Raw genomic sequence first — 14,921 nt, forward strand, 5'->3', positions numbered from 1 at the left:
GCTTGGATAGCGGTCGCGCTCATCCGCGACCCCCGGAAACCGGATGAACCGGTTGTCCAAACATCAGTGAGCACTACGTGCCCGCGATGTTCCGGAGTTCACATTCACAGCACAACGAAGGGAACCACACAGTGGCTGCCACCCAGGAACAACTCATCGCCGGCATCGCCGAGATCATCGAAGAGGTCACCGGCATCGAGCCGTCCGAGGTGACCATGGAGAAGTCGTTCGTCGACGACCTCGACATCGACTCGCTGTCGATGGTGGAAATCGCAGTGCAGACCGAGGACAAGTACGGCGTCAAGATCCCCGACGAGGACCTCGCCGGACTGCGCACCGTCGGCGACGCCGTCTCCTACATCCAGAAGCTCGAAGCTGAGAACCCCGAGGCCGCGGCCGCGATCCAGGCACAGGTCGCGTCCGATCAGAAAGCCGGCTCGTGACCCCATCGCTACGCGATTACTCCACGCTGGGGGGCAACTTCCCCAGCGTGGTGGTCACGTCGATGGTCGCTTCGACCTCCCTCGGTGAGGACCTCGATTCGACCTGGAAGGGTCTTCTCGCAGGCGAAACCGGCATTCGTGAGCTGACCGACGACTTCGTCACGAAGTACGGTGAGCTCCCCTGCCGCGTCGGTGGCCGCATGGTCAAAGACCCCGCAGAAGAGGTGACCCGCATCGAGGCACGCCGCATGGCGTACGTCGAGCGCGTCGCCCACGTCATGAGCAAGCGCCTCTGGGCGCAGGCAGGCGAGCCCGAGGTCGATCCCGACCGGTTGGCCGTTGTCATCGGCACCGGACAGGGTGGCGGCGACGCGATGGTCGACGCCGTCAAGGCAATCGAGGAGTCGGGCAACTACCGCAAGGTGTCGCCGCTGGCCGTCTCGATGGCCATGCCCAACGGCCCCGCAGCGGTCGTCGGACTGAACATCGGTGCCCGTGCGGGCGTCATCACCCCGGTCTCGGCGTGCTCGTCGGGCGCTGAGGCGATCGCCCACGCATGGCGACACATCGTGCTCGGCGACGCCGACATGGTGGTCGCCGGCGGCGTCGAAGGACACATCGACGCGATTCCGATCGCGGCGTTCTCGATGATGCGTGCCATGAGCACCCGCAACGACGACCCGGCAGGCGCTTCGCGCCCGTTCGACAAGGATCGTGACGGCTTCGTCTTCGGCGAGGCCGCGGCGATGCTGATCGTCGAACGCGAAGACCACGCCAAAGCACGCGGCGCGCATATCCACGCACGCATCCTCGGTGCGGGCATCACGTCGGACGGCTTCCATCTGGTCGCACCTGATCCCAGTGGTCAGGGCAACTCGCGGGCCATGACCCGCGCGATCCAGACGGCAGGCCTGCAGCCCTCCGACATCACCCACATCAACGCTCACGCCACCTCGACCCCCATCGGCGACACCGCCGAGGCAGCGGGTATCGCGGCGGCGGTCGGCACTCACGCCGCCATCTACGCACCCAAGTCCGCTCTCGGTCACTCGATCGGCGCGGTCGGTGCGCTCGAGTCGGTGCTGACCATCAAGAGCGTCGAAGAGGGCGTGATCCCGCCGACGCTGAATCTGGAGAACCTCGACCCCGAGTGCGGCGACATCGACGTCGTACACGGCGAGTCGCGGTATGGGCAGATCGACTACGCCCTGAACAACTCGTTCGGATTCGGTGGACACAACGTGGCGCTGGCCATCGGGCGCTACTGAGCCGCAACCCGACTGGGCCGGTTTCGACCGACCGCGACGTCGACGACTCCGATGTTCTCCATGACATCGGATCGTCGACGTCGCGGCCAGCGGCATCACACCGCGCCAACTCGCACCGCAGCAGTAGGAGGACAGCGATGACCACAATGGCCCCCGTCACCGGCCACGAGGACTCGGTCGATCCCCGCGATCCGCTACTGCGGTTGACCAACTTCTTCGACGAGGGCACGGTCACTCTCCTCCACCCGCGTGATTCCTCGGGTGTGCAGGCAGCGATCGGACTCGTCCACGGCGTGCGCACCGTCGCCTACTGCACAGACGGCACCGTCATGGGCGGCGCGATGGGCATCGTCGGATGCGCACACATCGTCAACGCCATCGACACCGCGATCGCCGAACAGGCCCCGGTCGTCGGAATCTGGCACTCGGGCGGAGCCCGCCTCGCCGAAGGCGTCGAAGCACTCCACGCCGTCGGCGGAGTGTTCGAAGCGATGGTCAGGGCGTCCGGCTACATCCCGCAGATCTCCGTGGTCGTCGGCTTCGCCGCAGGTGGCGCAGCGTACGGGCCAGCACTGACCGACGTCGTGATCATGGCGCCCGCCGGACGTGTCTTCGTGACCGGTCCCGACGTCGTCCGCAGCGTGACCGGCGAATCCGTCGACATGGAGTCGCTCGGTGGGCCCCACACCCACGGCAAGAAATCCGGCGTCAGCCACATCACCGCCGACTCCGAGCCCGACGCGTACTGGCGCGCACGACGACTCGTCTCGACGTTCGGCAAGCAAGGCCATTTCAACCGCGAGCAGGCCGAGGCAGGCGACTCGGACCTACAGGCACTGCTGCCCGAATCACCACGACGCGCCTACGACGTACACCCCATCGTCGCGAAGCTCCTCGACACACAGCTCGCCGCCGACGGCGAGACCGAGGTCTCGAGTTTTGAAGAGCTGCAAGCGAAGTGGGCCCCGAACATCGTCGTCGGCTTCGGCCGACTCTCCGGCCGCAGCGTCGGCGTCGTCGCCAACAACCCACTGCGCATGGGCGGCTGCCTGAACTCCGAGAGCGCCGAGAAGGCCGCCCGATTCGTGCGCCTCTGCGACGCCTTCGGCATCCCACTCATCGTCGTCACCGACGTCCCCGGCTACCTGCCCGGCGTCGACCAGGAGTGGAACGGCGTTGTTCGACGCGGCGCAAAACTGTTGCACGCCTTCGCCGAATGCACCGTCCCACGTGTGACGCTGGTGACCCGCAAGATCTACGGCGGCGCCTACATCGCGATGAACTCACGCTCACTCGGCGCGACGGCCGTATTCGCCTGGCCCGGCTCAGAAGTCGCCGTCATGGGCGCCAAGGCCGCCGTCGGCATCCTCCACAAGAAGGCACTCGCCGCCGCGCCCGAAGACGAACGCGACGCACTCCACGATCGCCTCGCCGTCGAGCACGAACAGATCGCTGGCGGACTCGACCGTGCACAGTCGATCGGCGTCGTCGACGAGGTCATCGACCCCGCCAAAACCCGCAGCATCATCGCCGAAGCACTCGCGTCAGCCCCCGCGCGGCGCGGCAGGCACAAGAACATACCGCTGTGATCTGCGGCGACTCCGTCGCCAAACCCAGACCGACACGATTCGGCCCCGGCAGTATTCTGCCGGGGCCGAATCAGTGTGTCGGGTCGGTGATCGGAGGTTGGTCACCAACTCCGATGTGGTTCAACCGACGCGTTGCGTCAGCCAGGTCACCTCGGCGCCCGCGCCGCCCATGCGGTACGCCTCGAGGGCGTCGTCCCAGGCCGTACCGAGCGCGGCTTCGAGTTCGCCTGCGAGTCCAGCGCTGTCCGGCTGAGCCTCGATCAGGGAGCGCAGTTGCATCTCGCCGATGATCACGTCGCCGTTGGCGCTCGTCGATCCGCGCCACAAGCCAAGTCCCGGAACATAGCTGAACCGCTCACCGTCGACGCCCTCGCTGGCATTCTCGGTCACCTCGAAGCGCAGCGACGACCATTCGCGCAGCGCATTCGCCAGCCGCGCAGCAGTACCTACCGGACCTGTCCAATCAACAGTTGCCCGTTGCATGCCGGGTTCGGCATCCTGGGCGGACCACTTCAGGTTGGCCCGCGCATTAAGGGTCGACGACAGAGCCCACTCCACATGCGGGCACAGCGCAGCCTGCGCTGAGTGGATGTACACCACTCCGGTCGTCATGTCCGCAAACTGATTCAGGTTGCGCACCTTGTTCACCTCCGTTGTCGACGAGGAACGTCTTCCCCAACACACCTCGCGACAGCGGATATCACACTCGTGTTGTTTATTGTGCCTGATGTTGTACGTGTTGCGCTAGTCTCCGAAGGTGATTGGTGTGAATTACTGATTCACCCGCCCGCCCGTCGCGTCAGTCGTCTGCGACGAGCGTGTCGACGACGGCGTCGTTGAACTCGGTCCACAGCGGCTTGGCCCAGGCACCGAATGGCCGGTCCGTCAGCACGACGCAGGCTGCGGCGAGCTCCGGGTCGACCCAGAGATAGGTTCCCGACTGTCCGAAGTGCCCGAACGTCGACGGCGAGTTACGTGTGCCCGTCCAGTGCGGCGACTTGTGCGATCGGATCTCGAATCCGAGTCCCCAGTCGTTGGGCTTGTGCTTGCCGTAGCCGGGCACAAAGCCGTCGAGACCCGGAAACCACACCGAGTGCGCAGAGTCGGCGAGGTCGGACGAGAGCAGTCGTGGTTGCAGCATCTCCGCAGCGAAAACGGCAAGATCGTCGACGCTCGATCGTGCTCCGTGGCCGGCGGGTCCGTCGAGCGTCGTCGACGAGAGCCCCAGCGGCGCACAGACTCCCTCGGCGAGGTAGTCGGCGAACGCGATCTCCGTTGCGGCCTCGACGGTCTCGGCGAGTACCTCGAATCCGGCGCTCGAGTAGATCCGCTTCTCCCCCACCGGCGCCTCGACTTCTCGTTTGTCGAACGCGAGTCCCGACGCGTGTGCGAGTAGATGAGCGATGGTCGCGCCGGGCGGCCCGGCCGCGTCGTCGAGTTCGACGGCGCCCTCCTCCACCGCAACGAGAACCGCCTCGGCCACCAGAAGCTTGGTGACCGAGGCGAGCTCGTAGATGCGGGCGGTGTCGCCGTGCGCGACGACCCCCTCGGTGGTGACGATTGCCGCGGCGACGTTGTCGACCGGCCAGGAGTCGAGGGCCTCGAGAACACTCACGGGGACCTACGTTACCGGTCGACGATGATCAGTGATCGTCGTCGGTGTAGCGGATGACTCCGCGAATGTTCTTGCCGTCGAGCATGTCCTGGTAGCCCTGGTTGATCTGATCAAGCCGGTACTGCCGGGTGATCATGTCGTCGATGTTGAGTTTGCCGATCTTGTACATCGAAAGCAGTTGCGGGATATCGAGCTTGGGGTTGGCACCGCCAAAGATGCTGCCCTGCAGGTTCTTCTGCAGCAGGGTGAGCATCGACAGATTGAGCGTCACCTCGGTGTCGAGCATGTTGCCCATACCGGTCAGCACGCAGGTGCCCGCCTTGGCGGTGATGCCCATCCAACTGTCTACGTCCTTGCCGTGCACCTCTCCGACCGTCACGATGACCTTGCGGCACATCGCACCGTGAGTCGTCTCGGCGATGGCTCCCGCGGCCTCGTCGATCGACGCAAATGCCGCCGTCGCACCGAATTTCAGTGCCTGCTCACGCTTCCACTCGACCGGGTCGATCGCGAAGATGTTGCGCGCTCCCGCGATCACCGCCCCCTGCAGCGCCGCGGTTCCGACGCCGCCGACACCGACGATCGCGACGTCTTCGCCCGGTCGGACATCGCCACTACGCGTCGACGACCCGTAGCCGGTGGGAATGCCACAACCGACGAGCGCGGCGACCTCGAACGGAATGTCCTTGTCGATCTTCACCACCGATGCCTCGTGCACCACCATGTACGGCGAGAAGGTACCGAGCAGCGTCATCGGATAGACGTTCTCACCCTTCGCGGTGTGAATACGGAAGGTGTGGTCCGACACCGCTTCTCCCTGGAGGAGCATCGCGCCGAAGTCGCAGAGGTTCGCCAGCCCCGACCGACACGACGGACACTTGCCGCACGACGGGATGAACGACAGCACCACGTGATCGCCGACCTCGAAATCGGTGACCCCCTCGCCGAGTTCTTCGATGACACCCGCACCCTCGTGACCACCGAGAATCGGGAAGCCCGCCATCGGGATGCCGCCGGTCATCAGGTGATGGTCGGAGTGGCACATCCCGGCGGCTTCCATCCGGATCTTGATCTCGTGCGCTTTGGGCTCGCCGATCTCGATTTCCTCAATCTCCCACGGCGAGTTCAGTTCTCGCAGCAGGGCACCCTTGGTCTTCATCATGTCCTCCGCTTGTCGTCGTACACGCCGAGCGCGCCGCATGTGACGGCACGGGCCTGGCGTCCTACTGAGACGATAGTCACTTTTAGTCGAAAATGGAACGTGTTCTACTTCTTGTGGCGCGATCAGTTCGCGAGACCCGCGTCCTTGCTGCCGTAGCTTTCGCGCAAACGCGGCTTGACGACCTTGCCGCCCGCATTGCGGGGCAGTTCTTCGACGAGAACGATGTCCTTGGGCTGCTTGAACCGCGCGAGGTTCTCGTTGAGGTACGGCTCCATCTGCTCGAGGGTGAGGTCGGCACCGTCGACGGTCACCACCACGGCGACCGGCACCTCGCCCCACTTCGCATCGGCCCGTCCGATCACAGCCGCCTCGGAAATCCTCGGATGGCCGTAGAGGACGTTCTCGACCTCGGCGCAATAGATGTTCTCGCCGCCCGAGATGATCATGTCCTTCGCGCGGTCGACCACGTAGAGGAAACCCTCGTCGTCGCGGCGCACGAGGTCGCCCGAGTGGAACCAGCCCCCGCGGAAGGCATCCTGGGTGCCCTGCGGGTTCTGCCAGTACCCGAGCATCATGTTCGACCCGCGGTACACGATCTCCCCGACCTCGCCGTCGGCGACGTCGTTCATCATCGGGTCGACGACGCGCGCGGTGACCGCCGGAACCACCTTGCCGATCGATCCGATCTTGCGCAGCGCGTCGGCGCCGTCGAGAACGCATGTGATGGGCGACATCTCGGTCTGTCCGAAAACCGCGACGTTGAGCGCATCGGGAAAGGTCTCGTTCATCGCGTTCAGCACGGTGTCCGAGGCGGGCGCTGCGCCCCAACTGATCACGCGGAACTTCACGTCGCGTGGTTGTGCCTGCTGCGCCGCGCAGACAGCCTGCCACTGGGCGGGCACCAAGAAGATCGACGTGATGGCCTCACGTTCGCACATGTCGAGCATCTGCTCGGGGTCGAACGCCCCGAGCGGATGAATGACCGATGTCGCGCCCATGTAGAACAGCGGCGCCATCGCTCCGATTCCGGCGATGTGGAACATCGGCGCCACACCGGCACCGATGTCGTCACGGCTGGTATGCAGCGCCTGCAGGCAGGTGAGTGCCTGGGACTGCATATTTGTGTGAGTCAGCATGGCGCCCTTGGGTTTTCCCGTGGTGCCCGATGTGTACATGATGAGTGCGACGGTCTCTTCCGGAATGTCGATCTCCGGGAGGTCGGATGCGTCCTCGGCGACGAGGGCGGCGTAGTCGAGGTGGGCCTCGTTGTCCGAGCCGCCCACCACGATCACCTGATCGACGTCTCCGGTCGCAGCCACAACTGCATCGGCAAGTGGGGCGAGCAACGTCTCGGTGACGATTGTCCGCGCACCACTGTCGGTCACCAGATAGGCGATCTCGGCGGGGCTCATCCGCACGTTCACCGGCACCGGGATGGCGCCGATGATGTTGGCCCCCAAGATCGCTTCGACGTACTCGGTCCTGTTGAGCAGGACCATCAGCACCCTGTCGCCGAACCCCACGCCACGACGACTCAGTGCCGCCGCGAACGCAGTGGTGCGCTCGTCGAGTTGCTTCCACGTCGTCGTCTCACCCAGGAACTTGAGCGCTGGAGCATCTGGCTGCATCAGGGCATGCCTGCGGACCTGGTTGTTCCAGTGGTTGCGGCGGGACCGCAGCGGTTCTGTGTTGAGATCTTGCCCCGAGTCGACGGTCGCGGTCATGGAACTCTCCTTGAATTTCTCGACGTTGATTTCGAAACGTCAGTGTCGGCGTGCGGTGGTGAATGCGGCGATGGCCGCCTGGAACTCGTCGGATTGCAGCAGTTGAGTCTGTCCGCTGGTCTCCCGTTCGAGGGTCGACTCGAATCCCGCGAGCGTGTTGGCGTCGAGCGCAGCCTTCGCCAGACGCAACGCCTGCGTCGAACTCTGCGCGAATCGTTTGGCGACGCCGGCGATCTCGGCGTCGAGTGCGACTCTGTCGTCGACGAGTCCGCTGATCAGGCCCGCGTCGAATGCCTCTGCCGCAGGAAGCTTTTCGCCGAGGAGGACCATCCGATTGGCGCGCGGCCGCCCGATCGCGGCCGAAACCGTCGCGGTCGCACCGCCGTCCGGCATGAGACCGATGTTGGTGAACGCCAAGAGAAAGTAGGAGCGTCGGGTAGCGAAGATGAGGTCGGAGGCGAACGCAAGCGATGCCCCGATCCCGACCGCGGCGCCATCGATTGAGGCGACAACCGGAACTTCGACGGAACGAACGGCACGAGCCAACGCCGAACCCCCACCGATCACGGAGGCGGCACTCCGTTCGTCGATGCCTCCGTTCTCCGACGCCCGGGCCGCGATGTCGCGAATATCGGCGCCGGTGCTGAAGTTTCCTCCTGCGCCGTCGATGATCACCGCGCGTATATCGGCCTCGGCGCATCGGGTGGTGAGGAAGTCGATCAGCGCACTCGAGGCGTCGCCGTTGAGCGCATTCATCCGCTCCGGGCGATCGATCGTGATCCGGGCGATCCCGCGGTCGTCGACCTCGGTCCTGATTCCGGTGCTGACCGACGTGCCAGACGCCGCGCCGCCGATCACCCGACTGTCAGACCCAGTCACCCGACTACCAGACACGGCCTGCCCCATCGCTTGCCCGTCACGTGATTCATGCCGCAACCATACATGTCGATGAGACGTACAACATAGGAATCGGGATTAACTTAGTGAACTGCCACACCGCTACTACCACCAGTTTTAGACGATTTGGCAATTTCTTCTCTGGCGAAGACGATCACGCCCTACTCTGGACCGATGAGCAGTCAGCCCTCGACTGACAACCGCCTGACCGACGGAGGCGCACCCCCACGTCGACGACCCGCCGACCGGCGAGCGTTGATTCTGCGAACCGCGGCTCAGGAGTTCAGCGACCGCGGGTACCACGCGGTACGCCTCGAGGAGATCGCCGTGATCGTCGGAATCTCCACTCCCGCGCTCTACCGTCATTTCCCGACAAAGTACGCACTCTTCGCCGAGGCCACAGGGTTACTCGCCGACGCGCTGACCGCGGCGCTCGAGACGTCGGCGAGCGATCTCGAGTCGGCATTGACCGCCCTTGCACAGTCGGCCATCGACCACCGCAGGACCGGTGGCCTCTATCGCTGGGATCAGCGCTACCTTGACGGCGACGACGCCACGAAGGTGAAAACCGTTTTGGTGAACCAGCATCGGCGAATCCGCGCAGCACTTCTCGATACGCGTCCGAGCATCCCCCGTCCCCACGCCGACCTTCTCGTCGCGGCGATGATCAGTGTGGTGGCGAGTCCCACCACACACCGAACGACGTTGGCAGACCGCGACATTCGCCGACTTCTCGTCACCAGCGCGCTCTCGTTGGCCGACATCGTGCAGACAGGCGTGACCGACTCACCCGACCATCCCCCGCAGCGCGGGCTGGCACCGGCTTCCAAACGCGAACTCGTACTCTCCGAATCGATCTCGCTGTTCGCCACCAAAGGCTTCCGAGACGTCACGATCGACGAGATCGCTTCTGCTGCAGGCATTCCCGCATCCGGCGTCTACCGCCACTTCGAGAGCAAGGCCGCGATCCTCTCGGCAGCATTCTGGCGAGCTTCCGACCGCGTCAGCGCCGCCAATTCCGACGCACTTGCGGCCTCGACGACCAATCGCGCCGCGCTCGAGTCGCTCGTCGCACGGTATGTCCGACTCTTCGTGCACGACAACGCACTTCTGACGGTGTACCTGAGCGAATTCGGACACCTGGCCCCGGCCGAGCGCAGCGCGTTGCGCCGCCAACAACGCGCCAACGTCGACGAGTGGGCCGCTTGGGTCACGCGCGATCGCGGCGATGCGATCACTCGCGGGCAGGCGCGCTTCCTCGTGCACGCGGCGCTGAGTGTCATCTCGGATCTGCTTCGACTACGCCGCCCGCCAACCGCCGAGCAGGTCACCGCGATCGGCTGCGCCATCCTCGTCGGCTCCCATTAGCGGCGCTGACGTGCCGGCTGCCTGATGTCAGACGGTCGCTAGATCGTCGAGCAACCAGGTGCCGTTCCTCTTGGCGAGCGTGACCTCGACACGCGATTGGTACGGGATGCCGTCGGGAACCTGCGCGGCGATTTCCGACGACTTCACCGTCTGGTCCAACGCCACGAGAACCACCGCACGGTCGGCGGTCATGGATTCGATCCCTGCGCGCTGCGCCTTCGCCGTCGACACTCCCTTGGCGTTTGCGTTGCCCTTACGCGCGTCCTGCGACGACGCGATGTAGGTCTTACTGAACTCGGGAGTGGATATCTTGCTGATCCGACGATCGAGATCGGCGTAGTCGGCGGGATCGTAGGTGGTCAGCTCCACGGCGTAGCGACGCGCGGTGTCGAGCACCGTGGTGCGATCGGCCTCCGACGGCCCAGCGTCGGACACTCGGCGATCTGCCTGCGCGTACAGGTACGCGAGAACTCCGGTCGAGATCGCGAGAACCACCACGAGCGCTGCCAGCACCCCGACGAGTACCCGTCCACGACCCGGTCGCTTCACTCGTCCGGCGGCCTCCTCTGCATCGGCTCGCGCGCCGCCGCTCTTCGTGGTGTCGAGTTTGCGCGGCACCCGGTCGGCGGCCTCGGCGCGCAACTGCTCACGCCTACTGCGATTCGCCGCGAGGAACTCATCGCCGTCGAGCGGCGAAACGTCGGCGCCCGACGTGCGCGCCACGTCGGTCTGCACGCCGTCGTCGGACGGGATACGCGATTTGGGCATGGCAACCAATCTAGCCATCGATTGTGTGGTCCAGACCACGACCCGACATATCACATATATGATCTTGGCCAGGCCGCCTACAGGCTTCGCCAATCGAGAGGACAGCAGTGGACTTCACTGAGGAACAGCGCGCATTCGCAACGTCGGTCGCCGATTTCTGCCAGCGCGAGGTCGGGACCCGCGACCAGCGCAATCGCTACACCAAGGACGGGACGGAGCTGCACTCGCGCGAGCTCTACCAGAAGATGGCCGACCTCGGCTGGGCCGGCATCATGCTGCCCGAAACCTACGGCGGGTCGGGCGCGGGCAACGTCGAGATGTGCATCCTGCTCGAAGAAGCGATGCGTGGCATGGCACCCATCGGCGGGATCGGCCCCACCTTCATCACCGCCCTGGCCTACAACCGGTTCGCCGACGACCAGCTCAAGAAGGAAGTCCTGACCGGCGTCGTCAACGGTGACGCCCTCTCGATCTCGATGTCGGAGCCCGAGGCGGGTTCCGACGTCGCCAACCTCACCTGCCGTGCCGAGAAGGTCGACGGCGGGTGGGTCATCAACGGACAGAAGACCTGGTGCTCCAATGCGCACTTCGCGCGATCGATCTTGCTGATTGCCCGCACGTCGACCACCGGCAAGAAGCACGAGGGAATCACGCAGTTCCACATCCCCGCCAACACACCGGGTTTGGAGATCAAGGGCATCGACACGCTCGGCGGTCGCGAGGTCAACGATCTCTACTTCACAGACTGTCGGGTGCCCGACTCCGCGGTCGTCGGCGAGGTCGGCAATGGCTGGAATCAATTGATGGCCGGACTCAACACCGAGCGACTCATCCTCGCAGCCATGCAACTCGGTGTGGCCGAGCGCTCATTCGCCGACACTCTGGCGTTCATCACCGAGCGCAAACAGTTCGGACGTCCCATCGGGTCGTTCCAGGTTCTGCGGCATCGCATGGCCGATCTCGCGACCGAGATCGAGTGCACCAAGCAACTCGTCTATTCGGTGGCTCAACTCGCGGACGACAACCCCACAAAACTCTTCCCCCGCGAGGCGTCGATGGCGAAACTCAAAGCCACCGAAACCTCCAAGCGCATGACCATCGATGCCATGCAGATGATGGGCGGCTACGGCTACGCAACAGAATTCGACGCCGAGCGCTTGATGCGTGGTGCGATCATCTCGACGGTCTACGGTGGCACGAATGAGATCCAGCGCGACATCATCGGCAAGACCTTCGGACTCTGACGGGTCGAGGGCGCCGCGGCGGATTCCTCGGCGCCCTCAACTGTCCGAAGAGGTCGCCGCACACCTGCGACACCGCATCATGACGGCCGACATCAGGCCGGGTGAGTTCATCAGACTCGACGACGTCGCGGCCGAGTTGGGTGTCAGCGTGACCCCCGTGCGCGAGGCGCTGCTGACCCTGCGTGGCGAGGGCATGGTCGACCTCGAGCCGCACCGCGGATACCGCGTGGGTCCGCTGGACCGCGTCGACGTCGACGACCTGTTCTGGTTGCAGGGCGAGATTGCGGTGCGGCTCGCGCTGCGCACCGCATCCGCCGTGACATCCGACGATCTCGACGAATTGCAGTGGTGGACCCGACGACTGCGCGCGGCTGTCGCAAGTGGCGACGACGACGGCGTCATCGAGGCCGAGTTCGAATTCCACCGCGCTCACAACGTCATCGCGGGAGGCACGAAGTTGGCATGGTTCCTCCTCGCGGCCACTCGTTACACACCGGCGCGGCTCTATGCCAACGACCCCGAGTGGGGCCACACCGCGGTCGACAGCCATGAACGGCTGATCGACGCCTACCGTTCGGGCGACATCGACGAGGCAGTGGTGCAGACGCGTCGCCAGTTCATTGATGGCGCAGCACGTTTGACGCACCACCTCGAACAGAGCGGCATCTGGGGTACGACCGACTCAGATCGAACCCAGGTCTGAAGCGACCCACTGCTGCGGCCGCACAACGACTTTCGTTTGTGAACCGTCCTCGAAGGAGGCGGACTCAACGTAGCCCGCGACTTTGTCGGCAGGCAGATACCGCGCGGCCATCTCGGTGAGCTCGTCCTTGGTTCCGTCGACGATATCGATCACCGGACCCGACGCCGCGGCGTACGCGATCGTCGGAGACAGCACCTCGGCCATCACAGTGCAGCGCCCCGCAGCACGCAGTAGCGAGATCTTGCGTGACTCCGTATCTGTCAGGAACCACAGGTCGCCGCCGGGACTGTACTGGTACCAGATCGGCACCACCAGAGGCGCACGGTCGGCACCCGCCTCTATCGAGAGCGCGCCGATGTGCGGCTGCGCGAGAAATGCTTGCCGTTCTTCTTTGTTCATCGCCATGAAGCCGAGGCTAGTGAATTCCTTCGCCGAGCGTCGGCACCCAGCTGTGCGGACCAGCAATCAGTGAGCGAGCTTGAGCCCGACCACTGCGACGATGATGAGAAAGATCAAGCCCGCCTTGACAAGTGACGCCGATTCCGCGCCGGTCACCATCGCGTATGTCACGGTCAACGCGGCACCGATACCCACCCAGATCGCGTAGGCGGTGCCAGTTGGCAACTCCCGCAACGCATAAGCCAGACCAGCCATCGATCCGATCAGCGCAACGGCAAAAGTAATTGTGGGAACAATTTGGGTGAACCCCTGGGACTTGCCGAGAGCAGTAGCCCAGACAGCTTCCAGCACACCAGAAATGATCAACACGATCCACGACACGAGACGTCGAACCTCCGAGCGCCGTCTTGTCGCTGGCCGGGTACGGCGCGCCTCGTCCGGGTGTCAGCATTGACTATGTCAATAGTAGCAAATCGGACACCCGCAAAATTCCCGCCGGGCGGGACGCTACTCCGACGAACCGCCCTTGCCGACTGCGACCACGCCGGCCCCGACGACCACGACCGCCAAGCCGAAGATCGTGTACAGCCATGCGGCAACCCCGCCACCGTAGTTGGCGATGTCGCCGATACCTGCCGCGGCGAAGATGAGTCCCATTGCGATTGCCAAACCGGGAAGGACATAGAAGAGCGGTGAATGCGCTGACATGGCGTTGACCTCCTCGACAGTTCCGTCGCGCTTCGACGGAAGCTTGGTCGCGATCTACGTTAGAACGAGCACAACGCCGGTGCCAGGGTCTTTGGTCGAATCCCGCGGTGCCGGGGGACAAAAACAGGGGTTATGGCCCCAAAAACAAGAAAGGCCCGGCGGACACCGGGCCTGACCTGCTCTAACTCTGCTCCCCCAACTGGACTCGAACCAGTAACCGTTCGATTAACAGTCGAATGCTCTGCCAATTGAGCTATGGGGGATTGCTCGTGATCCGGGCGCCGCGAACAGCACCAGAACCGAACGCTGACTCTAGCGTATCGACTCGCGTCAGGACAAAACGACTGGTCACAGGGGTGCCGTGCAGGGCCGCCTCGCCACGCCTCAGGGCGTTTGCGGGTGCTTGAGCGAGGCGAGATGCTCGCTCACCGCGGCGCTGGTCTGATCTCGGGAATCGGTGCCCGCGAGCAGGAGGTGCATGGCAAGGCCATCGATGAGGGCGTGCAGTCGTAGGGCTTCGGCGTCCAGATCGCGATCGCCGTCGACGAGACCATGTTCGCGCAGATCTGAGAGCACCCGCACGCAGAGTGCGCGCAGACCCTGGTGTGCCTCCACCGCCGCAGTCGCCAGGCCGGGATGGGCCACAGACTCCGTCACCATCGCGAGGTTCACATGCATCTCGACGCGCCGATTGTCGTCGAACGGCAGTAGCTCGGCCAGGATGGCATCGGCACGGCGCAGCGGATCACGGATGCGTGCCCGCTCCTGAATCCGTGCGGCGACACGGTCGTAGATCAACCGCATGGAGAATTCGAGCAACTCCTCCTTGTCGGCGAATACATGACGCAGCGAACCCGCAGAGATGCCCGCTTCGGCGGCAACCTCGCGAATCGAAACGCCAGATACCCCTTCCCGCAACGCAATCCGCCATAGCGCTTCAGCTATTTCGGAGCGCCTCTCGGTGTGGTCGATCAGCTTGGGCATTGACTTATGCTAGCTCACTCGTGTTAGCTTAGCCACTAAGCCTTGGTAG

At 64.5% G+C, this 14,921-nt stretch carries 16 protein-coding genes, 1 tRNA gene and 1 riboswitch; of the genes, 6 read left to right on the forward strand and 11 right to left on the reverse strand.

Annotated elements, in window-relative coordinates:
• Window positions 1-131 precede the first annotated feature (131 nt).
• From acpM to ABW18_RS07290, 3 genes are all read left to right on the forward strand, one after another.
• Complete coding sequence (acpM, locus tag ABW18_RS07280) at window positions 132-443, forward strand: meromycolate extension acyl carrier protein AcpM (RefSeq protein ID WP_005206424.1); 312 nt, start codon at window positions 132-134, stop codon at window positions 441-443.
• The gene (locus tag ABW18_RS07285) at window positions 440-1,711 is read left to right on the forward strand and encodes a KasA/KasB family beta-ketoacyl-ACP synthase (protein ID WP_049698311.1); all 1,272 of its coding nucleotides are present in this window, start codon (window positions 440-442) and stop codon (window positions 1,709-1,711) included. Before acpM ends, ABW18_RS07285 begins: the two co-directional genes overlap by 4 nt.
• A gap of 137 nt (window positions 1,712-1,848) precedes the next feature.
• Entirely contained in the window at window positions 1,849-3,300 is a 1,452-nt protein-coding gene (locus ABW18_RS07290) for an acyl-CoA carboxylase subunit beta (RefSeq protein WP_049698312.1), read from the forward strand.
• Between the two features lie 120 nt (window positions 3,301-3,420).
• Here the strand turns inward: ABW18_RS07290 and ABW18_RS07295 are convergent, their stop codons facing one another.
• The 5 genes from ABW18_RS07295 to ABW18_RS07315 form a co-directional block, all read right to left on the reverse strand.
• On the reverse strand, window positions 3,421-3,939 hold the full coding sequence (locus ABW18_RS07295) for a DUF3145 domain-containing protein (RefSeq protein WP_005206476.1): 519 nt from the start codon (window positions 3,937-3,939) through the stop codon (window positions 3,421-3,423).
• A gap of 160 nt (window positions 3,940-4,099) precedes the next feature.
• On the reverse strand, window positions 4,100-4,915 hold the full coding sequence (locus tag ABW18_RS07300; protein WP_049698313.1) for a serine hydrolase domain-containing protein: 816 nt from the start codon (window positions 4,913-4,915) through the stop codon (window positions 4,100-4,102).
• A gap of 28 nt (window positions 4,916-4,943) precedes the next feature.
• Entirely contained in the window at window positions 4,944-6,074 is a 1,131-nt protein-coding gene (locus tag ABW18_RS07305) for an NDMA-dependent alcohol dehydrogenase (protein WP_049698600.1), read from the reverse strand.
• 125 nt (window positions 6,075-6,199) lie between these two features.
• Window positions 6,200-7,801 carry a fatty-acid--CoA ligase FadD5 gene (gene fadD5, locus ABW18_RS07310; protein WP_049698314.1) on the reverse strand — a complete coding sequence of 534 codons (1,602 nt, stop codon included), beginning with the start codon at window positions 7,799-7,801 and terminating at the stop codon, window positions 6,200-6,202.
• A 39-nt stretch (window positions 7,802-7,840) separates the two neighbouring features.
• Window positions 7,841-8,680 (reverse strand): enoyl-CoA hydratase-related protein, encoded by an 840-nt coding sequence (locus tag ABW18_RS07315; RefSeq protein ID WP_235434308.1) that lies wholly within the window; start codon window positions 8,678-8,680, stop codon window positions 7,841-7,843.
• 192 nt (window positions 8,681-8,872) lie between these two features.
• On the opposite strand from ABW18_RS07315, the gene ABW18_RS07320 reads away from it, so the two are divergent.
• A complete protein-coding gene (locus ABW18_RS07320; protein WP_049698316.1) occupies window positions 8,873-10,066 on the forward strand; it encodes a TetR/AcrR family transcriptional regulator in 1,194 nt (397 codons plus the stop codon).
• Between the two features lie 27 nt (window positions 10,067-10,093).
• On the opposite strand, the gene ABW18_RS07325 is transcribed toward ABW18_RS07320, so the two are convergent.
• Window positions 10,094-10,834, reverse strand: a complete 741-nt coding sequence (locus ABW18_RS07325) for a hypothetical protein (RefSeq protein WP_049698317.1) — start codon at window positions 10,832-10,834, stop codon at window positions 10,094-10,096.
• A 107-nt stretch (window positions 10,835-10,941) separates the two neighbouring features.
• Here ABW18_RS07325 and ABW18_RS07330 point away from each other — a divergent pair, with 107 nt between their 5' ends.
• Together ABW18_RS07330 and ABW18_RS07335 are read left to right on the forward strand one after the other, a co-directional pair.
• Complete coding sequence (locus ABW18_RS07330; RefSeq protein WP_049698318.1) at window positions 10,942-12,078, forward strand: acyl-CoA dehydrogenase family protein; 1,137 nt, start codon at window positions 10,942-10,944, stop codon at window positions 12,076-12,078.
• Window positions 12,035-12,781 (forward strand): GntR family transcriptional regulator, encoded by a 747-nt coding sequence (locus ABW18_RS07335; RefSeq protein ID WP_083444330.1) that lies wholly within the window; start codon window positions 12,035-12,037, stop codon window positions 12,779-12,781. The genes ABW18_RS07330 and ABW18_RS07335 overlap by 44 nt, the downstream gene beginning before the upstream one ends.
• On the opposite strand, the gene ABW18_RS07340 is transcribed toward ABW18_RS07335, so the two are convergent.
• The 5 genes from ABW18_RS07340 to ABW18_RS07360 form a co-directional block, all read right to left on the reverse strand.
• Entirely contained in the window at window positions 12,761-13,186 is a 426-nt protein-coding gene (locus ABW18_RS07340) for a pyridoxamine 5'-phosphate oxidase family protein (protein WP_049698320.1), read from the reverse strand. The two genes, ABW18_RS07335 and ABW18_RS07340, sit on opposite strands and share 21 nt — an antisense overlap.
• Before the next feature lie 60 nt (window positions 13,187-13,246).
• Window positions 13,247-13,561 carry a DMT family transporter gene (locus tag ABW18_RS07345; protein ID WP_049698321.1) on the reverse strand — a complete coding sequence of 105 codons (315 nt, stop codon included), beginning with the start codon at window positions 13,559-13,561 and terminating at the stop codon, window positions 13,247-13,249.
• Window positions 13,562-13,576: 15 nt separating this feature from the next.
• A riboswitch (guanidine-III (ykkC-III) riboswitch) is annotated at window positions 13,577-13,640 on the reverse strand.
• 47 nt (window positions 13,641-13,687) lie between these two features.
• On the reverse strand, window positions 13,688-13,888 hold the full coding sequence (locus tag ABW18_RS07350; protein ID WP_049698322.1) for a hypothetical protein: 201 nt from the start codon (window positions 13,886-13,888) through the stop codon (window positions 13,688-13,690).
• Window positions 13,889-14,078: 190 nt separating this feature from the next.
• Window positions 14,079-14,151: transfer RNA gene (locus tag ABW18_RS07355), tRNA-Asn, on the reverse strand.
• Window positions 14,152-14,272: 121 nt separating this feature from the next.
• On the reverse strand, window positions 14,273-14,872 hold the full coding sequence (locus ABW18_RS07360) for a TetR/AcrR family transcriptional regulator (protein WP_049698323.1): 600 nt from the start codon (window positions 14,870-14,872) through the stop codon (window positions 14,273-14,275).
• Window positions 14,873-14,921: the final 49 nt, after the last annotated feature.

Source organism: Gordonia jacobaea (genome assembly GCF_001186365.1).
Lineage (GTDB): Bacteria > Actinomycetota > Actinomycetes > Mycobacteriales > Mycobacteriaceae > Gordonia > Gordonia jacobaea.

Bases quoted from the DNA above. Each gene is read 5' to 3' on its own strand.
- ABW18_RS07335 (WP_083444330.1), top strand. From the start codon at position 12,035: ATGAGATCCAGCGCGACATCATCGGCAAGACCTTCGGACTCTGACGGG.
- fadD5 (WP_049698314.1), bottom strand. From the start codon at position 7,801: ATGACCGCGACCGTCGACTCGGGGCAAGATCTCAACACAGAACCGCTG.
- ABW18_RS07290 (WP_049698312.1), top strand. From the start codon at position 1,849: ATGACCACAATGGCCCCCGTCACCGGCCACGAGGACTCGGTCGATCCC.
- ABW18_RS07340 (WP_049698320.1), bottom strand. From the start codon at position 13,186: ATGGCGATGAACAAAGAAGAACGGCAAGCATTTCTCGCGCAGCCGCAC.
- ABW18_RS07305 (WP_049698600.1), bottom strand. From the start codon at position 6,074: ATGAAGACCAAGGGTGCCCTGCTGCGAGAACTGAACTCGCCGTGGGAG.
- ABW18_RS07360 (WP_049698323.1), bottom strand. From the start codon at position 14,872: ATGCCCAAGCTGATCGACCACACCGAGAGGCGCTCCGAAATAGCTGAA.
- ABW18_RS07325 (WP_049698317.1), bottom strand. From the start codon at position 10,834: ATGCCCAAATCGCGTATCCCGTCCGACGACGGCGTGCAGACCGACGTG.
- ABW18_RS07350 (WP_049698322.1), bottom strand. From the start codon at position 13,888: ATGTCAGCGCATTCACCGCTCTTCTATGTCCTTCCCGGTTTGGCAATC.
- ABW18_RS07320 (WP_049698316.1), top strand. From the start codon at position 8,873: ATGAGCAGTCAGCCCTCGACTGACAACCGCCTGACCGACGGAGGCGCA.